Source organism: Nocardia sp. A7 (assembly GCF_046549215.1).
Taxonomy (GTDB): domain Bacteria; phylum Actinomycetota; class Actinomycetes; order Mycobacteriales; family Mycobacteriaceae; genus Nocardia.
The window spans coordinates 149,596-170,569 of record NZ_JAJPWE010000002.1 but is presented as its reverse complement, the minus strand read 5'-3'; the positions used below and the strand labels follow the sequence as shown (position 1 = coordinate 170,569).

The 20,974-nt window shown below is 68.3% G+C and carries 22 protein-coding genes and 1 pseudogene; 7 read left to right on the top strand and 16 right to left on the bottom strand.

Features of this window, described 5'->3' with window-relative positions:
• Positions 1-50: 50 nt before the first annotated feature.
• Together ACLJPD_RS12195 and ACLJPD_RS12190 are read right to left on the bottom strand one after the other, a co-directional pair.
• On the bottom strand, positions 51-1,340 hold the full coding sequence (locus ACLJPD_RS12195; RefSeq protein ID WP_410872152.1) for an amidase family protein: 1,290 nt from the start codon (positions 1,338-1,340) through the stop codon (positions 51-53).
• Positions 1,337-2,479 carry an acetamidase/formamidase family protein gene (locus ACLJPD_RS12190; protein WP_410872151.1) on the bottom strand — a complete coding sequence of 381 codons (1,143 nt, stop codon included), beginning with the start codon at positions 2,477-2,479 and terminating at the stop codon, positions 1,337-1,339. The genes ACLJPD_RS12195 and ACLJPD_RS12190 overlap by 4 nt, the downstream gene beginning before the upstream one ends.
• Before the next feature lie 198 nt (positions 2,480-2,677).
• Between ACLJPD_RS12190 and ACLJPD_RS12185 the strand changes: the two genes are divergently transcribed.
• Positions 2,678-3,370 carry a FadR/GntR family transcriptional regulator gene (locus ACLJPD_RS12185; RefSeq protein WP_410872150.1) on the top strand — a complete coding sequence of 231 codons (693 nt, stop codon included), beginning with the start codon at positions 2,678-2,680 and terminating at the stop codon, positions 3,368-3,370.
• Between the two features lie 105 nt (positions 3,371-3,475).
• On the top strand, positions 3,476-3,976 hold the full coding sequence (locus ACLJPD_RS12180; protein ID WP_410872149.1) for an SRPBCC domain-containing protein: 501 nt from the start codon (positions 3,476-3,478) through the stop codon (positions 3,974-3,976).
• A 58-nt stretch (positions 3,977-4,034) separates the two neighbouring features.
• Here the strand turns inward: ACLJPD_RS12180 and ACLJPD_RS12175 are convergent, their stop codons facing one another.
• The 3 genes from ACLJPD_RS12175 to ACLJPD_RS12165 form a co-directional block, all read right to left on the bottom strand.
• Positions 4,035-4,790 carry a YebC/PmpR family DNA-binding transcriptional regulator gene (locus ACLJPD_RS12175; protein ID WP_410872148.1) on the bottom strand — a complete coding sequence of 252 codons (756 nt, stop codon included), beginning with the start codon at positions 4,788-4,790 and terminating at the stop codon, positions 4,035-4,037.
• A gap of 93 nt (positions 4,791-4,883) precedes the next feature.
• Positions 4,884-5,504, bottom strand: coding sequence for a pyridoxal 5'-phosphate synthase glutaminase subunit PdxT (pdxT, locus tag ACLJPD_RS12170; protein WP_410872147.1), 621 nt, complete (start codon positions 5,502-5,504; stop codon positions 4,884-4,886).
• 44 nt (positions 5,505-5,548) lie between these two features.
• Positions 5,549-6,370 (bottom strand): acyl-CoA thioesterase, encoded by an 822-nt coding sequence (locus ACLJPD_RS12165; protein ID WP_410872146.1) that lies wholly within the window; start codon positions 6,368-6,370, stop codon positions 5,549-5,551.
• Positions 6,371-6,452: 82 nt separating this feature from the next.
• Here ACLJPD_RS12165 and ACLJPD_RS12160 point away from each other — a divergent pair.
• A pseudogene (locus ACLJPD_RS12160) lies at positions 6,453-7,071 on the top strand (hypothetical protein).
• A gap of 84 nt (positions 7,072-7,155) precedes the next feature.
• Here the strand turns inward: ACLJPD_RS12160 and ACLJPD_RS12155 are convergent.
• The 3 genes from ACLJPD_RS12155 to ACLJPD_RS12145 form a co-directional block, all read right to left on the bottom strand.
• Positions 7,156-7,656: a hypothetical protein gene (locus ACLJPD_RS12155; protein WP_410872145.1), complete on the bottom strand. Its 501-nt coding sequence runs from the start codon at positions 7,654-7,656 to the stop codon at positions 7,156-7,158.
• A 176-nt stretch (positions 7,657-7,832) separates the two neighbouring features.
• Complete coding sequence (locus tag ACLJPD_RS12150) at positions 7,833-8,621, bottom strand: inositol monophosphatase family protein (protein ID WP_410872144.1); 789 nt, start codon at positions 8,619-8,621, stop codon at positions 7,833-7,835.
• A 51-nt stretch (positions 8,622-8,672) separates the two neighbouring features.
• Complete coding sequence (locus tag ACLJPD_RS12145) at positions 8,673-9,407, bottom strand: TSUP family transporter (RefSeq protein WP_410872143.1); 735 nt, start codon at positions 9,405-9,407, stop codon at positions 8,673-8,675.
• 176 nt (positions 9,408-9,583) lie between these two features.
• Here ACLJPD_RS12145 and ACLJPD_RS12140 point away from each other — a divergent pair, with 176 nt between their 5' ends.
• Entirely contained in the window at positions 9,584-10,378 is a 795-nt protein-coding gene (locus ACLJPD_RS12140; RefSeq protein ID WP_410872142.1) for a hypothetical protein, read from the top strand.
• Positions 10,379-10,397: 19 nt separating this feature from the next.
• Here ACLJPD_RS12140 and ACLJPD_RS12135 read toward each other — a convergent pair whose 3' ends face one another.
• The gene (locus tag ACLJPD_RS12135; protein ID WP_410872141.1) at positions 10,398-10,988 is read right to left on the bottom strand and encodes a hypothetical protein; all 591 of its coding nucleotides are present in this window, start codon (positions 10,986-10,988) and stop codon (positions 10,398-10,400) included.
• 139 nt (positions 10,989-11,127) lie between these two features.
• Here ACLJPD_RS12135 and ACLJPD_RS12130 point away from each other — a divergent pair, with 139 nt between their 5' ends.
• The gene (locus tag ACLJPD_RS12130; protein ID WP_410872140.1) at positions 11,128-12,291 is read left to right on the top strand and encodes a sensor histidine kinase; all 1,164 of its coding nucleotides are present in this window, start codon (positions 11,128-11,130) and stop codon (positions 12,289-12,291) included.
• Complete coding sequence (locus tag ACLJPD_RS12125; RefSeq protein ID WP_410872139.1) at positions 12,288-12,944, top strand: response regulator; 657 nt, start codon at positions 12,288-12,290, stop codon at positions 12,942-12,944. Before ACLJPD_RS12130 ends, ACLJPD_RS12125 begins: the two co-directional genes overlap by 4 nt.
• 23 nt (positions 12,945-12,967) lie before the next feature.
• Here the strand turns inward: ACLJPD_RS12125 and ACLJPD_RS12120 are convergent, their stop codons facing one another.
• On the bottom strand, positions 12,968-13,540 hold the full coding sequence (locus ACLJPD_RS12120; RefSeq protein ID WP_410872138.1) for a TetR family transcriptional regulator: 573 nt from the start codon (positions 13,538-13,540) through the stop codon (positions 12,968-12,970).
• A 107-nt stretch (positions 13,541-13,647) separates the two neighbouring features.
• Here ACLJPD_RS12120 and ACLJPD_RS12115 point away from each other — a divergent pair, with 107 nt between their 5' ends.
• Positions 13,648-14,475: an SDR family NAD(P)-dependent oxidoreductase gene (locus ACLJPD_RS12115; protein ID WP_410872137.1), complete on the top strand. Its 828-nt coding sequence runs from the start codon at positions 13,648-13,650 to the stop codon at positions 14,473-14,475.
• Positions 14,476-14,566: 91 nt separating this feature from the next.
• On the opposite strand, the gene pdxS is transcribed toward ACLJPD_RS12115, so the two are convergent.
• The 6 genes from pdxS to pgsA all read right to left on the bottom strand — a co-directional run bounded on the left by pdxS (position 14,567) and on the right by pgsA (position 20,925).
• Complete coding sequence (pdxS, locus tag ACLJPD_RS12110; protein ID WP_410872136.1) at positions 14,567-15,487, bottom strand: pyridoxal 5'-phosphate synthase lyase subunit PdxS; 921 nt, start codon at positions 15,485-15,487, stop codon at positions 14,567-14,569.
• 154 nt (positions 15,488-15,641) lie between these two features.
• Positions 15,642-16,826 carry a Cmx/CmrA family chloramphenicol efflux MFS transporter gene (locus ACLJPD_RS12105; RefSeq protein WP_410872135.1) on the bottom strand — a complete coding sequence of 395 codons (1,185 nt, stop codon included), beginning with the start codon at positions 16,824-16,826 and terminating at the stop codon, positions 15,642-15,644.
• Positions 16,827-17,121: 295 nt separating this feature from the next.
• On the bottom strand, positions 17,122-18,222 hold the full coding sequence (locus ACLJPD_RS12100) for an NUDIX hydrolase (protein WP_410873389.1): 1,101 nt from the start codon (positions 18,220-18,222) through the stop codon (positions 17,122-17,124).
• Complete coding sequence (locus tag ACLJPD_RS12095) at positions 18,222-19,346, bottom strand: glycosyltransferase family 4 protein (RefSeq protein ID WP_410872134.1); 1,125 nt, start codon at positions 19,344-19,346, stop codon at positions 18,222-18,224. The genes ACLJPD_RS12100 and ACLJPD_RS12095 overlap by 1 nt, the downstream gene beginning before the upstream one ends.
• Entirely contained in the window at positions 19,343-20,266 is a 924-nt protein-coding gene (locus ACLJPD_RS12090; protein ID WP_410872133.1) for a phosphatidylinositol mannoside acyltransferase, read from the bottom strand. The genes ACLJPD_RS12095 and ACLJPD_RS12090 overlap by 4 nt, the downstream gene beginning before the upstream one ends.
• A complete protein-coding gene (pgsA, locus tag ACLJPD_RS12085) occupies positions 20,263-20,925 on the bottom strand; it encodes a phosphatidylinositol phosphate synthase (RefSeq protein WP_410872132.1) in 663 nt (220 codons plus the stop codon). The genes ACLJPD_RS12090 and pgsA overlap by 4 nt, the downstream gene beginning before the upstream one ends.
• Positions 20,926-20,974 lie beyond the last annotated feature (49 nt).

The window sequence follows — 20,974 nt, the reverse complement described above, 5'->3', positions numbered from 1 at the left end:
GGTGGTTGCGGTCCACGTCGTGTCGGAGGTAGGCATTGCGGGTCCATTTCTCATAGGTTCGCCAGTCGCGCGGCGCAGCGGGTCGCGAGGTGGATGAGGGCACGGTCGGTGTTCGCGGCACCGACCAGGCACAGGCCGACGGGTAGGCCGTGGCGGTCCGGCAGCGGCAGGGTGACGGCGGGCAGGCCGGCGATCGACGCCAGGCAGGTCAGCCGCAGCGTCGCGCCGCGGACGGCATCGCGGGTGCGCTGGTCGGCCTCGCGCAACGGCGGCGGTCCGGCCGTCGTCGGCAGGACCAGCACGCGGTCGCCGATGGTCCCGCGGATCCGCACAGCAGCCTCGACAACGACTGTCCGCGCGGCCGTTGCCTGCTCGGCGGTCACCGTTGCGGCCCAGGCGAAACGCTCGCCGACCTCGGGTTCGAGCGCGCCGGGATGCGCGGTCAGCCATTCACCGTGCCCGGCCCACGCTTCGAACGCCTGCACGGCGCGAAACGCGGAGAACCAGCGATCGAGGTCGGCCCGCAGGGTGATCGGTCGAGCCCCGAGTTCTTCGGCGGCCAGCAGTGACCGCTCGGCGACACCCGGTTCGGCAGCCCCGCAGAGTGCCGGGTCGACGACGAGCTCCCCTGCCCTGAGCCCGGTGTGCTCGGAATCCGTTGCCGCGGCACCCTGCCCGACCTCGGGATCTCTTCCCACCGGGCTGCGTCCGATGTCGATGCGCGCTACGGCGTTCTTGTTCTGCGGCACAACGGTATTCGTGATCAGCACATCGGCGACCGCAAAGAGGGTGGCGGGATCACGGGTGAGCCACCCGATGGTGTCGAACGACGGGGCCAAGGGTAGTAGACCGGTGGTGTCGAGGCTGGCGTGCGTGGTTCTGATGCCCCAGAGTCCCTGGTAGGAGCCGGGAACGCGGATCGAACCCGCGGTGTCTGTACCGAGGCCGATCGTCGCCTCGCCGCGAGCGACCGCGACAGCGGGCCCGCTCGTTGAACCACCTGGAACACATTGTGGCGCAGCTGGATTGACCGGCATGCCGGTGCGTCCGTTGCCACCGGTGATGCTGTAGGCGAATTCGTCCGTCCTCGCGATGCCGGTGATGGTGGCGCCTGCCGCGAGCAGGTCGGCGACGACCGCGGCGTGGCGTGGTTCGGGGGTGCGCTCGGCGAGAAAATCCTCGACACCTGCGCCGATCGGGTATCCGGCCACCGCGAACAGGTCTTTCACGGCGACTGTGTGCCCGGCGAGCGGGCCTGTTGACGTCGCCCTCACCAGCGGGTCACCGCGCTCGCGCCACACAGTGGTGTCCACCTCGACGTCGCGCGCTGTCGCGGTCACCGCGCCCGCTCCAGGATGAAGCGGGCCAGATCGGTGCCCGTGGTGTGCGCGAAGTCGGCAACCCGGATCTTGCCGTGCACCCCGCGGGTCAGATCGACAGCCTGCGAGATGGTGAAATCGGCTGCGGCACTGAGGTAGAGGTAGGCACTGTGCGGATCGGTGTCGAACAGCGCGCCGAGCAGGTCGACGGCATTGCCCACACACAGCGACAGTGCCGTGTCCAGATCGGGATCGAGCCCGGTCGGGATCACGAGGCCGTGCCCGGCCGCGAACGGCCCTGTGCACGAACCGATGTCGGCGACCTGCTCCGCCGGGATCAGGTCCAGGGTCACCCTCGCCCGCAGCGGCGCCTCCAGTGCGGTGAGCGCCACCTCCCCGTCACCCTGCGCGAAATGCGGGTCACCCACATAGAACAACGCGTCGGGCACCTGCACCGGCAGGAACACGGTGGCGCCTGGCGTGAGCAGTTTGACGTCGATGTTGCCGCCGTGCGCACCCGGTGGCACAGAATGCGCACGGTCCTCGGTGTCGGTGGCCACGCCCATGATGCCGAGGAACGGATCGAGCGGAAAGCGCGCCCGGTGCGGGCTGCCGGGGCCGATCGGCATGCTGCCGAACCACTTGTCATCTCGCCCGATCACCGTGCAGAACTGCCCGTACGAGCCGTCGTGCGGCGTGCCGGCCAGCATGCCGCGACCGTGCCTGGTCGAGATGACACCGTAGGGCGCGCGCATCGCGAGGTGCTCGATCCGCACGGCGAGCAGATCGCCGGGCGCTGCGCCGTCGACGGCGATCGGGCCGGTCACGATGTGCGGTCCCGCCCCGTCCTCGCGCACGCGCCGGGCGACCACCTCGACGGTGTCGTCGAGTATCTGATCGCGAGCTACGCCGTGCCCGCGAAAGTAGGCGACCGGGTCCGAGCCCTGATCGGCGAGGATGCCCTCGTGACTGATCGTGTCGATCACCACGCTCGTACCCGGCGCGACGGTCGTCACCGGGGTGTCACCGCGTCGCGGCAGCCTGCCCCACAGCACCCGATCGGGATCGGCGGGGACATAGGTGATCCCCGGCGCGATGCCGCTGCCCTGCTGCAGCACCGGGAATGCGGGGGCGATCTGGTCCTCAGCCAACGAGGTCACAGTGGTTCCTCCGGTCTCCGCGACGTTCAGCCGAACATTGGTCCGACCATCTCATGCAGTAACGGTATTCCACTAAATGCAGCCTTGCGACCGGGCGAAACGTGCGTAACCGAGGCTTTACACCCCGGCAATATCGGTCAGAGGTCCGACCTCGATTACAATTGGCCGGACCAATCATCACGATTCGCGAGGAGCCAGGTGACCGTCGCACCGATCCCCCCGCTGCGCCGCCGCACCGGCAGCGTCAGCGCCGAAGTGGCCGCTCACCTGGAACGGCTGATCATCGATGGCGCCCTGCGCGCGGGCGACCGACTACCGCCGGAACGCGAACTCGCGGCGCAGCTGAATGTCTCGCGCTCCTCGCTGCGCGAAGCCATGTTCGAGCTGGAATCCAAGAACCTGGTCGACCGCAGACAGGGTCGCGGCAGCACCGTCACCGACCTCCCCCGCGGCGCCGCCGAACTGCACGGCACCCTCGCCGACCTCGACACCGAACTCGCCTACGCGACCGAACTGCGCGACCTGGTCGAACCCCGCATCGCCCAGCTCGCCGCCCTGCGCGCCGTGGAATCGAATCTGCTGTCACTGCACGCCGTCATCGACCGCTCCGACGAAACCCTCAGCCCGGACGAATCGATGGCCCTCGACATCGAATTCCACACGCTACTGGCACATTCCGCCCAGAACCCACTCCTGGTCACCCTCTGCACGATGACCACGGAGTGGACCCGCCACACCCGAGTCCTCTCCCACCGCACCCCCCTCGGCCGCCGAGTCTCCCTCCACGGCCACACCCAGATCCTGCAAGCGATCGACAACCGAGACGGCCCCACCGCCGCATCCGCCATGGAACAACACCTACGCGAGGTCCGCGAAATCAGCACCCGCTAGCAACTCCACCTCGATTCGTGTCATGTCGTCATTGTGCCGGGCGGGGACTTCGCCCGCGGGTACGGTCGAGGTGGTCGGTCCGTCCGAGGCGAGGAGAACCCGCACATGGCCATACCCACCGGTGACATCGTGGCGACGCCAGAGGGGCGAGATCTGGTGATCACCCGGTCGTTGGGGTTGCCGATCGAGGAGGTGTGGGCGCGGTTGACCGATCCGCACCTCACCTCGGGCTGGTACGGCACCTGGGAGGGGGACGCGGGTACCGGCAATACCATCCAAGTGCAGATGCGGTTCGAGGAGGGTGAGCCGTGGACGGCGATGCACATCGACGACTGCACCCCACCGATCCACCTCGGCATCTCCTCGACCGATCAGATCGGCCTGTGGCGCCTCGAGGTGACCCTGCTCGACACCGGCCCGGCCACCGTGCTGCGCCTGGTCCACCACCTGACGTCGGAGTATCAGCTCGCGGAGATCCCGCAGATCGGTCCGGGCTGGGAGTACTACGCGGACATGTTCGTCGCCGCGTGCACGCACACCGAACGACCGGATTTCGCCGACTACTACCCGTCGATGTCGGGCTACTACGAGCAGCGGGCTTCGTAGCCGAAACGTGAACCGCCCCAGCTGAATTCACAGCTGGGGCGGTCGAACGCGATGCTGACTACTCGTCGTCGAGTTCCGCGGCGACTTCGTCGGAGATGTCGACATTGGTGTACACGTTCTGCACATCGTCGCTGTCTTCGAGCGCGTCGACCAGCTTGAACACCTTGCGAGCACCGTCGGCGTCGACCGCGACCGACACCGACGCCTGGAAACCGGACTCGGCGGAGTCGTAGTCGATATCGGCGGCCTGCAGTGCCGAACGCACCGCGATCAGATCGCCGGGCTCGGAGATGATCTCGAAGACGTCGCCGTGGTCGTTGACATCTTCGGCACCCGCGTCGAGGACCGTTTCGAGGACGTCGTCCTCGGACAGGCCGTTCTTCTCCAGCGTCACCACGCCCTTGCGGGCGAACAGGTACGACACCGAACCCGGATCGGCCATGTTGCCGCCGTTGCGGGTCATCGCGAGCCGGACCTCGCCCGCGGCGCGATTGCGGTTGTCGGTGAGGCATTCGATCAGCACAGCGACACCGTTGGGCCCGTAGCCCTCGTACATGATCGTCTGCCAGTCGGCGCCGCCGGCCTCTTCACCACCGCCGCGCTTGCGGGCACGCTCGATGTTGTCATTGGGGACCGAAGTCTTCTTCGCCTTCTGGATGGCGTCGAACAGCGTCGGATTGCCCGCAGGGTCACTACCACCAGTGCGGGCCGCCACCTCGATGTTCTTGATCAGCTTGGCGAAGAGTTTGCCGCGCTTGGCGTCGATCCCCGCCTTCTTGTGCTTGGTGGTGGCCCATTTGGAGTGGCCGCTCATGCCCTACTTCCTTCAAGTCGGTGGCGCGTCTGCCCGGGCGGACAAGCTCGATCCAGCCTACTCACTGTCCCGCCACGCCCGCCGACGCGGGGTTTACCGCGCGCTGCGGACCAGGTCGACGAACAGTTCGTGCACCCGGAGATCACCGGTCACCTCGGGGTGGAACGAGGTCGCCACCACCTTGCCCTGCCTGACAGCCACGATGCGCCCCTCGGCGGGCCCGTGCGGCACCCGTGCCAGCACCTCGACACCGTCACCGACGCGTTCCACCCACGGCGCGCGGATGAACACCGCGCGCACGGGCGTGTCGAGGCCGGTGAAGTCCAGATCGGTCTCGAAGGAGTCGACCTGACGGCCGAACGCGTTGCGCCGCACCGTCATATCGATCCCGGACAGGTGCTGGGCGTCGGCCCTGGTGTCGAGGACCTCCGAGGCGAGCAGGATCATGCCCGCGCAGGAACCGAAGGCGGGCAGCCCGTCGCGCAGCCGAGCCCGCAACGGTTCCAGCAGGTCGAACGCCTGCAGCAGCTTGGAGATCGCGGTCGACTCACCACCGGGCAGCACGAGCCCGTCGACCGAGGCCAGTTCCGACTCGCGCCGCACCAGCACCGGATCGGCGCCGCAGTGTTCCAGCGCGGCAACGTGCTCGCGCACGTCACCCTGCAGCGCGAGGACACCGATGGTCGGCCGGGTGGCGGTCGAGGTTGCGTTCACAGCCGTTGAGCTTACGAGCGGGTCCGATGTGTGCCCGCTCACGCTCACCGGTGGCGCGGCGTGCGGGTCAGGCCTTCCTGGACGACGGCGGCGACCAGGTTGCCCGCGCGGTCCCAGATCTTGCCGCCGGTCAGCGCGCGACCGAAGCCGGCCGAGGGCGAGGACTGGTCGTAGAGCAGCCATTCGTCGGCGCGGAACGGGCGAAGGAACCACATGGCGTGGTCGAGCGAGGCGTTCTGGGTCGGTTCGTCGGGGTGGATCACCTTCGACGAGCCGAGCAGCGTCATATCGCTCATGTAGGCCAGCGTGCAGACGTGGAACATCGGGTCGTCGGGCAGTGGATGGCGGTACCGGAACCACACCTGCTGCGGGGACACGGCACCGTCGCGTGCGACGACCTGGTCCTGCGGGACGGTGCGGATGTCCCAGTGCTCCCATTCCCGCATCTCCCACAGCCGTTCGGGAGTCATGGTCACGCTGGCGTCGGGCATGTCGTCGGGAGCTTCGACCGCGGGCATCACGTCCTGGTGCTCCGGCCCTTCGTCACCGTGATGGAACGAGGCCGACATCGTGAATATCGCCTGCCCGTCCTGCACGCCGGTGACGCGGCGGGTGCAGAAGGACCGGCCGTCGCGGATGCGCTCCACCTGGAAGACAGTGGGTTCCTCCGGGTTGCCCGGTCGCAGGAAGTAGCCGTGCAGGGAATGCACCTGGAAGGCGGGGTCGACGGTGCGGACCGCCGAGACCAGCGCCTGCCCTGCTACCTGACCGCCGAAGGTCCGCGGTAGCTGAGACTTCGTGGACGCGCCGCGGAAGATGTCGCGCTCCAGCCGCTCGATCGCGAGCGCCTCTTCGATTGTCGCCATGTGCTCGAGATTATCGCCTCGCCGACCGGGCGGTTTGTCCGGCTCTTGTCAGGCTCTGCGCGACGGCCCGGAATTTGCTGTGATGGTCGGTGTGCCGACGTTCACGCCCACCTCGCCCACCGCCCTGGCCCGACTCGTCGCCGACCGGCTCGTCGAGCTGCCGGGGCGACGGGTGCTCGCGGTCGACGGTGCCGATGCCGCCGTGCCCGTCGACCTCGGCCGCCGGATCGTGGCGACGCTCACTGACCGAGGTCGATCGGCGGCAGTGGTGTCGACGCACGACTTCGTGCGACCCGCGTCGTTGCGCATGGAATACGGTCGTGATGACGAATGGTCTTATCGCACAGCATGGTTCGATTACGACGCGCTGCGGCGCGAGATTCTGGACGCGATGCGCACCGAGGGGGCGGTGGTTGCCCGCGTTGTGGGACGAGGAGCGAGATCGGTCGGCGCGGGCGGCGATTCGCCCCGCGCAGGCCGACTTGGTGTTGGTGCTCGCGGGACCGATGCTGCTGGGGCGCGGGCTCGACTTCGATCTCACGATCCGCTTGGAGCTGAGTGAGCAAGCGGCGCTGCGACTGACGCCGGCCGATCAGCAGTGGACACTGCCCGCTGTGCGCGATCACACAGCCGAGAATCCCGAGAACGCGACCTGGACCGTGCGCTGGGATCATCCCGATCGGGCGGCACTGCGCGGCTGACACGGAACCCGTTGCGGGCCCGGCATACTCCGCATACGCGAGAGCCCCGTCCGGATTTCCGAACGGGGCTCGCGCGAGCAGAGATCAGGCGCAGGCGACCGAGGTCTGCCCCAGGTTGGTCAGCATGGTGCAGGCCCACGACTTCTGGACCTTCCACTTGCCGTTTTCGGCCACGAACGGCACGTCGACGACATTGGTCTGCCCGTTGACCGTGAAGTTGGCCTTGGCGTTGACACTGTCACCGAAGGAGGTCACCTCGGTGACCTGCACCTGGACGTTGTTGGTCTCAACGGCCTGCGCCAGGCGGTTCGGCAGCTCGGGGTCGGCCTCGATGCCCTGGACGAAGTCCAGCTTCTGGTCGTTGGGGACCGCCGGATCCAGTGCGGTGGTGAGCTGGGTGTTGAGCTGCTCGACGGTAGGCACGGCAGGAAGTTCCGCGGTGGGCGTGCCTGCCGCCGAAGCCTTGGCGCTGGTAGTGGTCTTGGGCGCGGCTTCGCCCTTGTCGTCACTGCACGCGCTCAGGCCGAGGGCGGCAACCACAGCCAGTCCCGCGATCGCTACTCGTCCGGTCCTACGAAACTTCATCCACTCGTCCTTACGTCGGGTCGGTCTCTCGCCCACTGGGCGACGGCGGAGGATCGGCGCCACACAGCGCAGGCCTCGATGCCACGGCCCGGACGCTACCCAGTGAATTTGAGGAAACCCTAAGACACAGACAACGTGGGTCTATGAGACGCGTCGGATTGTGGTGTACCCCAGTGCTACCCGGGGCGCAGGCCGGTGACCGCGGCTACCAGTCGGGCGTGGGTGTGCGCGTCCGCCGCGGCGATCAGTCCGTGTGGCGCGGTGTGTAGCGGTTGTCCGGCGAGGCCGGTCACCACGCAGCCCGCCGCCTGGCACACCGCGATCGCACTGCTGAAGTGCACGCTCTCGCGCAGGTCGCCGCCGGTGATGTAGGCGGCTCGGCGACCGGCCGCGACCCACACCAGGGCCAGCGAGGTCGACAACACCCGCGGATGGAATGCGCCCGCAAAGCCTTCGGCGTCGAAGAGTTGTGCCGGGGTCGACCAGGGGAACGGGTGGTCGAGGTCGACGTCGACGAGGTGGCTGCCCGCGTGCGGCCGCAGTGGCTCGTCGCGGCCGTCGGCGCGGAGGAACGCGCCCTGCCCCGCTGTCCAGAAGATCTCGCCTGCGAACGGGTCGGCGGTTGCCGCCACCTGCACGGTATCGCCGTCGCGTAGGGCGACATTCACCGCGACGAACGCGGTGTCGACTGCGAAATTCCTTGTGCCACACAGTGGATCGATGAACCACGTGCGGTCGCTACGGTCGGATCCGGTGACTCCCGATTCCTCGGCGACGAACCGGTCGCCCGGGCATGCGGTCGCGAGGACATCGAGGATGGCATTTTCGGCGGCGATATCGGCCTGCGTGGCGAAATCATCGCCCTGTTTGGCGTAGCGAGTGAGCGGTGCGTGAAATGCCGACCGGATCACTTCCGAAGCGACTTCTGTTGCGTGGATTGCGATTTCACTATCTGAGTGGTGCACCGTCTCCAGGCTACGGACCGCGCAGCACCCCGGCAGGGGAAATCCGGGGCTCTAGACAGCCAAGTACACGGCCAGGCCGAGGCCGCCGATGCCGACCGTCACGCGCAACACGCTCGGCGGGATCACTTTCACCACCGGCGGACCGCACCAGCCACCGGCCAGCGCACCCGCGCCGAGGGCCAGTGCCGCGCCCCAGTGCACCGGACCGAAGGCCGCGAATCCGATCGCGGCGACCAGGTTCGCGATGCCGAGCAGGAAGCTCTTGAGAATCGAGGCGCTCCAGACGGATTCGGCGGTGAACAGCATCATCATCGACAGATAGATCACGCCGGCGCCCGCGCCGAAGTAGCCGCCGTACACGGACGTGAGCAGGATGCCGACCGGCACGATCCACGGCGCGCTGAGCTCGCCGATATGACGGCGCACCAGCGGTTGCACCAGCAGCGCGATCGACGCCATGGCCACCAGGAACGGCACGACCACCTCGAACGCGCCGTCCGGGGCGACCAGCAGCGCGAGCGCGCCGAGAAGTCCGCCCACGGCCGCCAGCACCGCCCAGCGCACCAGCGTGGGTCCGCGGCCGATGAGTTCGCGGCCGGAATTCGCGGTCGCCCCGACGCCGACAGCGACCATGGCGACGGTGTTGGTGACATTGGCCGCGACGGGCGGCAGACCGGCGGCCAGCAGCGCCGGATAGGAGACGATCGAGGCCATCCCGGTGACGAAACCGATCAAGCCGGTGAAGAATCCCGCGACGACCAGCAAGGAGAAGTCGAGCGCGGTCACGGACCGACTGTACGGTACGCCCAGTTGGCAGCAAATCATGGGCCAACCGACGCAGGCATCGCGCAACGACGGCGCCCGCGAGGGCACAGCGCACGGCGCAGACGAAGCCCACATCGCCCACCGGCGCCGGGATCACTCCGACGCGCCGAAGGCCGTGCCAGGATGACGGGGTGCAGATGACGACTTTCGAGCCGGGCGAACCACCCGTTCGACGTAACCGGCTGGACTCCAACACCGTTGCCCGCCTCGACGACGTCACCACCTTCGCCCAACTGCTCGACGCGTTGGAGCTCGTCCGCATGGACCATCCCGACGCGCGGATCCTGTGCACGCTCGACGATCTCGGCCAGTGCGCGTACACGAGCATGCACGCCACCCTCGGGCTCGTGGAAGGCGACGGCGGGGACCACGACGACCCGGACGATCCCGCCGCCACCCACCACGCCGAGAACGCCACGGTCTCCCGGATCGCCGCGCTGCTCGACAAACCGTCCGCGCGCGTCCCCTGGGAATCCTTGCGCGACACCCGCAACGCGTCCGAGGACGAGCTCGCCGCGCTCGTCGCCGCCAACCGCTCCCCCGACCGCGTGGTCGACGACGTCGTCCTGATCCAGCGCGTCCCGGTGGACCGCGACGACCTCGCCATCGCCGGCATTCCCAACGGGTACTTCGCCGACGACTGGAGTACCTACGACAACCACACGGTCATCCGCCGCATGGCCGTCCACGGCTACCGCCACATCGCCATCGGCGCCTCCCTGCTCGCCTTCGCGCGCCCCACCGCCCCCACTCCCGAACAGGCCGCGGCCCTGGTCACCGACCTGACCCATCTGTACGGCTCGCCCACCGCCATCGCCTGGCACGAGCTGGCCGTTCTCCTGCCCACCCAGCGCCAGCTCATCCTCGGCTACGCCGAGAACTTCGCCGACGCCCTCACCACCGATACCGAAGGCGCGGCGGGCCAGCCGTAGGCCGCGGCCTCCGGTATCGCTAGCGCGCCGGGTCGGGTATCGACGGGTCCACTCGCACGCTCGACCACACGGTCCAGGCCAGCCACACCATGCCGAATCCGGCCGCGATGTGTCCGACACGGACCAGCGGTGCCGGGAGCAGGAAGGTCAGGCAGAGCACGGACAGGCCCGCGGTGTAGAGGATCACTGCGCCGCGCGGGACCGCCGCGCTACGCAGCAGCGCTGTGCCGAACAGCAGTGTTCCGCTCAGTGCGAGAACCGCGGTGCCGAGGAACGCGGATTTGGCTGGGCTGGTGAGCAATTCGTCGACGACCGGCTTGTCCAAGTACACCAGCACGAAATTCCTGGCGAAGGCGATACCCGCGAAATAGCCGAAGCCGAGGAACTGCACAACGAAGGCGAGTGCTCCGAAGCGGCCGAGACGCTGATGCAGCAGCGCGTACAACGCCACCAGCAGGCCGATCCCGAAGGGGACAGCGGCCCCGTTGAGAACCTGGGTGAGTGGTGTCTTGCCCGCGGCGACCAGTTCGATCGCGCCCGCCGCGGCGATAGCTCCGCCGCAGATGAGGCCGGAGACGCCGCCCAGTCGCAGTAGTGCTCGTGTGTCCATGTCGAAATCCCTTCTCGATGTCGAGGTCGACGGTAGGAATCCGGTGGTCACGACCGTCAGTGCCGGGCGACCCATGACCTTCGGCCAGATTCGTCGCGCAACCGTGGCAGGGTGTCGGATCTACCCATACGCTCAGCGAATGCATCGACCACGCGCACTGACCTGGGTCGCGTGCTTCCTGTATGTCTCGGTGCTCATAGCCGGGCTCGCTGTCGCCTCGACCGCTCCTGTCGACCCTGCCCGGTCGATCGCGTTCACCGGGGCCCTCGTGCTCGCGGGAGGGCTGGAGATCGCCGCAGGGTGGTTCACCCGGTCGAGGACCCTCGCGATCACCGGGCTGGTCGTCCGCGGCGTCCTGTACGCGGCGATCACCGCGCTCGACAGCAGTGGCAATGCGAAGGTCCTGTTCGTCTTGCTTCCGCTCACTGCCTATTTCACCGTCGGGCATCGTGTCGCCTACGCACTCGCCGGTAGCGGTCTGCTCCTCGCCGGGATCCTCGTCATCGGGCGACCGGCGCTGCGAGCGAATCCCGAGGCGCTCTCGGATCTGCTGATGCTCACGATCGGCGTCGTTTTCGCCCTCGCGATCGCGGTGATCGCCGAACGCGAGGAAACCGGGCGGCGCCGCGCCGAAACACTGCTCACCGAACTGGCCGACGCGCACGCCCGGCTCCGGGAATACGCCGACCAGGCGGTCTCCCTCGCCACCGTCGCCGAACGAACCCGGGTAGCGCGCGATATCCATGACAGCGTCGGCCATCACCTCGTGGTCACCGCGATCCAACTGGAGAAATCGGCCGCCTACCGGCCGTTGGATACCGATATCGCCGACCGGGCACTCGCCGAAGGGCGTCATTCCACGCGCCTGGCCCTCGACGAGGTGCGGCGCGCGGTCGGCACCCTGCGTGCCGATGACACGCAGTTCACCCTCGCCACCGCGTTGCGAGCACTCGTGACCCGGCTCGACGACACCGGATTCGCCGTGACCCTCGACCTCACCGGCACCGAGGACACCGTCGGCGAACCCGTCCGCCTCGCCCTGTACCTCGCCGCACAGGAAGCACTCACCAACGCACGCCGCCACTCCGGCGCCACCGCCGTCGCGGTCCGCGTCGACCTCACCGCGAGCACCGGCGTCCTCGATATCGCCGACAACGGAACAGGTTTCGCGCCCGGCACGACAGAAGGCCAAGGGCTGTCCGGAATGCGTGAACGCCTGGACCTGGTCGGCGGCGATGTGCGAATCACATCTAGTACCGACGGAACTCGTCTGCTCGCCACGGTCCCCGCGGTGGGGCGATGACCGGACGCGATCCCGAGATGTCGGGCACTGCCCCGAAGGTCCGCGTGCTGATCGCCGATGATGAGCGTTTGGTTCGCGAAGGGATCGCCGCGTTGCTCGCCCTGCAACCAGGCATCGAGGTCCTCGGTGCGGTCGAAAGTGGTTCCGAGGCAGTCGAACTCGCGACCACGCTGCAGCCGGACGTGGTACTGATGGATGTCCGCATGCCCGGAATGGGCGGCGTGGAGGCGGCCACCAGGCTGCGCGGGGGGGTCACCGTGTTGATGCTCACCACCTTCGACGACGACGGCTACATCGTCGCCGCCCTGCACGCGGGCGCGTCCGGCTACCTGCTCAAAGACCTTCCCGCCGCCGAACTCGCCCAGGCGATCCGCCTCGCGCACGCGGGTGTCGACCAGTATTCCGCCGCCGTCACCACCCGCCTCGCCGCCATGGTGCGCTCCCGTATCCCACGCCCCACCATCGACCTCAGCGGCCGCGAAACCGAGGTCCTTCGCCTGCTCGCCACCGGCGCCGCCAACCGCGAAATCGCCCGGTCCCTCTATCTCAGCGAGGGCACCGTCAAGAACCACGTCTCGAGCATCCTCCATCGCCTCGGCGTCCGCGACCGCACCCAGGCCGCGATCTACGCGCACGAACAGGGAATCCTTTGAGACACCTGCCTTATCAGTCGTGATCAGGTCAGGGCGTTCACCATACGGGCCGCGAGCACCCGGGTTCGGTCGAACGGAGCCGCGCTCACGGCGGGCGTGCCGATCACCGAACGCAGAACGCCGAGGCCGATCAGCAGAGCTCCGATCAGCTCCGCACGTAGTTGCGCGTCGGGACCGTCGAGCCGGTCGGCGAACTCTTGCAGGTAGCCGTCGCAGAGTTGAGCCCGTAACTGATCGCGCACGTCGTCGTGGCCTGCCGAGCGGAGCATGGCCAGCAGCGGGTGTTCGCCGCCGTACTGCGACCAGTCCTGGTACACGACGTCGTGGAGCAGGGCGTCGGCGATGCTGACCACCGGCCGGTGCGGGTCGGCGGCCACTCCGGTGGGGATCTCCATGCGCATCGCCTCGGCGTAGAGCGCCTTCTTGGAGCCGAAGTAGCGCGACACCAAAGCAGGGTCGACGCCGACCTCGGCGGCGATCTCGCGCAGGCCGGTGCCGTCGAAACCCTGTGCGGCGAAACGGATTCGCGCGGCGTCGAGCAGTGCCGCACGGGTGGCCGCACGATCGCGGCGACGTGGTTCGAGCTTCGGTGCCATGAAGTCATGGTAAGTCATCAGATGTTGACTTGGTGGCGTCCCGGTTTCTAGCCTCGAACTATCGGCCGATGACCCAGTCCAGAGTGATTCGAGGAGAACGGAATTCGATGCGCACATATGTCATCACCGGCGGCACCGACGGCATGGGCAAGGGGCTCGGCCTACATTTTCTGCGACGCGGTGACCGGGTCATCGCGCTCGCCAGCGGTACCACCAAAGGCGAGGCGTTCGTTCGGGAGGCCGCCGCGATCGGCGCGGGCGAGCGCGCGGTGTTCTTGTGCGCCGACCTGAGCACCCTGGCCGGAATGCGGACAGCGCTCGACGGGATCACCGCGCGCACCGAGGTGGTCGACGGCCTGATCTTCGGTGCGCAACGGTTCCAGCCGCGGCGGACCGAAACCGAGGACGGCATCGAGTTCACCTTCGCGCTGCACTACCTGAGCCGATTCGTCCTCGGACACGGCTTGGTCGCAGCGCTGGAACGCACCAGCGCCCCGGTGATCATGAACATCTGCGGCCCCGGCGGCTTCCCCGGCCGAATCCATTGGGACGATCTGACCCTGAGCCGGGGCTACACCGGCGTCCGCGCCGCCATGCAGGCCTCGCGCGCCAACGACCTGCTCGGCATCGCCTTTCCCCAGCGCTACCCGGACGCACGCACCCGCTACGTGCTCTACAACCCGATGATGGTGCGCACCGCGATGGCCGACCCGCTGCCCACATCTCAGCGAATCCTGACCAAGGCCGCCGGATACGTCGTCGGCCGATCGGTCGACCAAGCCGTACCGCCGATCGCCCGGCTGCTCGACGAACCACCCGCGGATCCGGTGACCGCCTTCCGGCGCCGGACCCGACTCCCCTTGACGCGCAAGGACTTCGACCCGGACAACGCGATCCGCCTCGACACCCTCACCACCGAACTCCTGCGGCGCTGAGTCCTTGCCCCAAAAAAGCCTCGGTGGGCGCCGCGATCACGACGCCCACCGAGGCGAATTCCTCAGTGCCCGAACGGTATCGGGCCCATGATTACCAGCCGCGCTCGGCCAGACGGTGCGGCTGCGGGATCTCTTCGACGTTGATGCCGACCATGGCCTCACCCAAGCCGCGCGAGACCTTGGCCAGCACGTCCGGGTCGTCGTAGAAGGTGGTGGCCTTGACGATGGCGGCGGCGCGCTGTTCGGGGTTGCCGGACTTGAAGATGCCCGAGCCGACGAACACGCCTTCGGCGCCGAGCTGCATCATCATGGCGGCGTCGGCGGGGGTGGCGATGCCGCCGGCGGTGAACATCACGACCGGGAGCTTGCCGGTCTGGGCGACCTCACGGACCAGCTCGTACGGGGCCTGCAGTTCCTTCGCGGCCACGAAGAGCTCGTCCTCGGACAGCGAGGTCAGGCGGCGGATCTCGCCGCGGATGGTGCGCATGTGGGTGGTGGCGTTGGAGACGTCGCCGGTGCCTGCCTCGCCCTTGGAGCGGATCATGGCCGCGCCTTCGGTGATGCGGCGCAGAGCCTCACCGAGGTTGGTGGCGCCACAGACGAAGGGGACGGTGAAGTTCCACTTGTCGACGTGGTTGGCGTAGTCGGCGGGGGTGAGGACCTCGGACTCGTCGATGTAGTCGACACCCAGGCTCTGCAGGATCTGCGCCTCGACGAAGTGGCCGATGCGGGCCTTGGCCATGACCGGGATGGAGACCGCGGCGATGATGCCGTCGATCATGTCCGGGTCGCTCATCCGGGACACGCCGCCCTGGGCGCGGATGTCGGCGGGCACCCGCTCGAGCGCCATCACGGCCACGGCGCCCGCGTCTTCGGCGATCTTGGCCTGCTCGGCGTTGACCACATCCATGATCACGCCACCCTTGAGCATCTCGGCCATGCCGCGCTTGACGCGGGCGGTGCCGACGGTGTTGGTGTTCTCAGGCGTAGTCACGAATGTCTCCTGTGTCATGGGCGCCAATCAAGTCGCTCGGGATTGAGGTTCACCGTCGATTCTAGAGCTGCCCGAATTCGGCCTTCATAGCCAGTTGAGCACCACTGGCCTTGCCGCGACCTGGGGAGATGTGGTCTCCGACCACCGCTGGCCTGCTCCGATGGCCTGCCACTCACCGCGCACCGGCCCCGACGGCGTCCACCACCGGGCCTCGTCGCGTTCGGTCGAACAGCACGATCACCGCCGCGACGGCCGCCGCACCGGCAGCGCACCACAACGCCGCGACCGGGGTTTGCGCGCGGTCAACGGCCACGCCCGCGACGACCGGACCGAGCACCGCACCGAGATTGAGCGCGGTGGTGGCCAACGCGCCGGCGAGCCGAGGTGCGGTAGGTGCGGCGGTCTGCACGATCGTCGCGATCAACGCGGATCCGACGCCGAACGCGGCCGCGCCTGTGAGCAACGTCATGACCGCGACCCCCGCCATCGTGTACGCGGCCAGCGCGGCCAGCGCCCACACACCGACCAGTCCGACCGTCCCCGCGGTGATGATGGAGCGACCATGGCGGTCGCTGTACCGACCGGTGAGCGTCACACCGACGAAAGAGCCGAGACCGAACAACGCCAGCACCAGCGGAACCCAGACCCCGGTTGTGCCCGCGATCTCGGCGGCGATGGTGCCGAGGTAGGTGAACGCGGCGAACGTCGCGGCATTGACCAGGATCCCGACGACCACGGCCGACCGCACCGCGCGCACCCCGAGCACCGCCCACTCCGACCGCATCGACCGATCCGATGCCCCCTCCTCCGCGCCGTCACGCGGGACCTTCACCGCCACCGGGACGAGCACCACCGCGCTCACCACCGCGACGGCCCAGAAGGCCGCTCGCCAACCCCACAGCTGCCCGAGCAGAGTCCCCGCGGGCACGCCCGCGATGCAGGCCACCGTCACCCCGGACACGATGATCGAGGTCGCCCGCCCGACCAGCGCGGGCCCGACCAGCCGCGGCAGGGCGGCCAGCACGATCGACAGGAAGCCTGCATTGGCGGCCGCCGCCACCACCCGTGTCGCTACCAGCACCGTGAAATCGGTGGTGACCGCGCCGACCATATGGGTGAGGCAGAAGAGCGCGAGAAACGTTGTCGCAGAACGCCGTAGCGGCCACCGGCCCGCGGTGGCCGCCATCGTCGGCGCCCCCAGCACCATGCCGACCGCGTACACCGAGGTCAGCAACCCCACTGTGCCGAGCGAGAGGCCGAAGTCGGCGGCGGTCCGCGCCAGCAACCCCGACATCATGAATTCCGATGTGCCCTGCGCGAAAACCGCGGCAGCCAGCACGAAAACCCCGATGGGCATGATTGATCAACTCTCCGGATACCGGGACACCCGCGCGTCGTGCGCGGTGTCCGAGATGAGGCGGCATCGAGCGAATCATGGCTCGGCCGCGAGGAATCGACGATCATCCGGCGTTGCGAACAACACCTCGCACCGGTCCGCGGACCGATGGATGGTGGACCACAACGCCGCCCGGCCCGCAGGCCGGACGGCTACCTTCTTGACGCCTCCGGAGAATTCACCCGCTCACCATATGCGGGGGTGTACCGAGAAAGTCAACTGGTTTTCGGGACAGGGGACGTGCGGGTCTACGCCGTCAGCGGATGGAGCGGACAACGTGCTGGGCGTCGTCTTCGGCCGCGGTCACGGCCTCGGCGAGCAGCTCGTCGAGGTGATACGGGTAGACGGCCTCGCCCGCGGCGTCGAGGCTGCGGATGTCGTCGGCCGTGCACCAGCGGTGGTCGGTGATGGTGCGGCGTTCCAGGGCGGTGAGGTCGGCGGGGCGCCATTCGAAGCCGGGCGACCGTAGCGTGAAGAACAGTTCTTCGGAGCGGATGAGTTCGCCGTTGAACGGGAACACCGCGACCCGGCGCCACAGCGGACCGCGTAGCGAGGCGGGGTCCACGCGCTGGCCGGTTTCCTCGTAGACCTCGCGGACCGCGGCGTCACGCAGGTTCTCCCCCGGTTCGACTCCGCCGCCGACGGTGAACCAGAAGGCGACCTCGGGGAACATCGGGTCGTGGCCACGCAGCAGCAGCACGCGGTTCTGTTCGTCGAGCAGGACCACCCGGGCCGAGGTGCGGGTGGTGTGCACGACGAGGCCGGTGGCGGCGGCGGGCGTCGCGCGTTCGGTGATCTCGAAATAGTGCGGCAGCGGTGCGGTGCCGCCGAGGTGCAGGATCCGCACGGGTCTGCGGGTGCGCAGGGCGAGGGTGTCGCGCACGGCGTCGTTGTGGAAGCGGCGCGCGATCAGCACGCGCGCTTCGGCGTCGGCGAGTTCGGCCACCAACTGGGGTCGCAGGTGTTCGATGTCGACCAGTGACAGCGCGGCGGAGAGCTGGTTTTCGACCGTCTCCCGGTCACCGCGGTCGACACGTTCGGCCCGGTCGGCCAGCGACGCGAGCTGCGCGGCCCGCTCGGCCCGGCGCGGATCGGTGCTCGCTGGACCGGCCTCCCCGACACGGTGTACGCCGAGGTCGGTCTGTTGCTGCCGTTGGTGGTCGGCTAGGGCCATCGCGACCGCGCGCGCCACTACAGCGCGTCGGGCGAGTGCGGCATCGAGTGCCTGCCAGGACTGATCGGAGCGCACGTGCAGCCGGTCGAGGCGGTTGGCGGTGGAATAGGCCCACACGCCGAGCGCGAGAACGAGCAGGGCGATCAGCCCGAGAACGAGGACGGTGGTGGCGGAGAAGGTGATCATCCGGCGGCCCGCACCCGGTTGTCGCCGACGGTGACGGTCTCGTACACCCGCAGGATCTGTTCGGCCACGACCGGCCAGTCGTAGCCCGCGACCACCTGGGTCGCGGTGCGCACGAGGCGTTCGCGGGTCTCGTCGTCGGTCAGCAGCGTGTCGATCGCGGTGGCCAGCGCGGCGGAATCGCCGATCGGGGTGAGCATGCCCGCTGTCCCGTCACGCAGCACGCGCCGGAAGGCGTCGAGCTCGCTCGCGACCACCGGGGTCCCGGCCGCCATCGCCTCGATCAGGATGATGCCGAAGCTCTCACCGCCCAGATTCGGCGCGACGTACACATCGGCACTGCGCAGCGCGGCGGCCTTCTCCTCGTCGGAGACCTGTCCGAGGAAGCGCAGATGCCCCGCGTGCTCGCCGGCTTCGCGCCGCAGCCGTTCCTCGTCACCGCGCCCGACGATGAGGATCTGCACGTCGGGATGGTGTTCGATGAGCGCGGGCAGCGCGCCGAGCAGCACGTCCATGCCCTTGCGCGGTTCGTCGTAGCGTCCGAGGAACAGCACCGTGCGGCCTGTGCGCGGATACCCGGCGAGTGGCTCACCGCGCGCGAACGCCGACACATCGACGCCGTTGGGGATCTCCACCGCGTCGGAGCCGAGCGCTTCGACCTGCCAGCGCCTGGCCAGTTCGGACACGGCGATCCGCCCGCTGATCTTCTCGTGATACGGGCGGAGCACACCCTGAAAAGTGCTGAGCACCAACGACTTCGTGGTCGAGGTGTGGAAGGTCGCCACGATCGGTCCCTCGGCGATCTTGAGCGCCAGCATCGACAGGCTCGGGGCGTTGGGTTCGTGGATGTGCAGCACGTCGAAGTCGTTGCTGTCGATCCAGCGCCGGATCCTGGTGTAGGCCATGGGGCCGAACGACAACCGCGCCACGGACCCGTTGTAGGGAATCGCGACCGCGCGACCGGCCGAGACGACGAAATCGGGCAGCGGGGTGTCGTCGGAGGCGGGGGCGAGCACGCTCACCTTGTGCCCGCGTTCGATGAACACCCGGGCGAGCTCGACCACATGCGCCTGCACGCCGCCTGGGACATCGAACGAATACGGGCAGATCATGCCGATCTTCACCGTTGGCCGCCCGTCCGGTGCGCGGTGATCCGCGCCAGTCGTTCGGGCGACAGGTCGCCTTCCCACATCGGCTGCAGCATGTGCCAATCGGCCGGGTGCTCGGTGATATTGGCGGCGAAACGGTCGGCCAGCAACTGCGTGGCCGCCGCGACCCCACCGGAAACATCCAGTGCCGGTTCCGCTTTCAGCCCCCAGCCTTCGGTGCCGTCGTCATCGACGGTGAACCAGCCGTGCACCGGCACCAGCGCCGCACCGGTCTCGATCGCCAATTTGGCGGGACCGCCCGGCATCCACGTGCGTTCACCGAGGAAGTCGACGGGGACACCTTTTCCGGTGAGGTCGCGTTCGCCCAACAGGCACACGATCCGGTTCTGTCGCAGGCGGTCGGTGAGCGCGGCGAACGGCGGCTCCTCACCACCGGTCAGCGGGAAGACCTCGAAACCGAGGCTCTCGCGATAGGCGACGAACCGCTCGAACAGCGATTCGGGTTTCAGCCGTTCCTGAACGGTGGTGAAGTTGTCGTAGTGCTGCACGAGCCAGACACCGGCCATGTCCCAGTTGCCCGAATGCGGAAGCACCAGAATGAGTCCGCGACCTGCTTCCAGCGCGGCATCGACATTCTCCAGACCGCCGACGTAGTAGTCGATCTCGGTGTGGTCCATCGACGGCAGCCGGAACGCTTCACGCCAGTACCGGGCATAGGAGCGCATGCTCGCCCGCATCAGTTCGTCGGGTACCTGATCGGCGGGCACGCCGAGGACGCGAGAAAGGTTGCGGCGCAACTGTTCCGGTCCGCCGTCTTTCGCGACACGATCGGCGCCGAGGTTGAAAACCTTGCGCACCAACCCTTCCGGTGCCGAACGCACCAGACGCCAGCCCGCAGCATATCCCCAGTCGCTCAGCTGAACTTTGAGACTCATGATGCCTCCTGCTGCGGTGCGGGCGGAATGACAACCCGCGCACCCGGCGAATTGCGCACCGCGAGCACCCGCTGGAACACCGTCACGATGCTCAGCACCGCGAGCACCCACATGGCCACATAGATGGCCCAGGTCAACCAGTCGATCCCCCAGTGCCCGCCGATGCCGGTGAGACCGGCGCCTGCCAGCGCGATGACCAGGCGGTCCGGGCGTTCGATGAGACCGCCGTCGGCGGACAGGCCACTCGCCTCGGCCCGCGCCTTGGCGTAGGAGATCACCTGCGAGGTGACCAGCACGACCAACGTCACCGCGAACAGTTCCCTGCTCTGCTCGTGATAGACCGCCCACCAGGCGAGTCCGCCGAAGATCGCGCCGTCGGCCACCCGGTCACAGGTGGCGTCGAGGACCGCGCCGTACTTCGTGCCGCCGCCGCGGGCGCGCGCCATCGCCCCGTCGAGCATGTCGAACATGACGAACAGCCAGATGACGATCGTTCCCCAGAACAGGTGCCCGGAGGGGTACAGGGTCACCGCGGCGGCGATCGTGGCCGCGGTGCCGATCAGTGTCATCGCGTCCGGGGTGAGCCCCGTCCCGACGAGCGCTTTGCCCAGCGGCGCAGTCGCTTTCGCAAACGTCTGGCGGCCGAAGAAGCTGAGCACGGTCTTTATTCCTCCTGCGACCTGCGGGACACCCGCACCCGATCGGCTG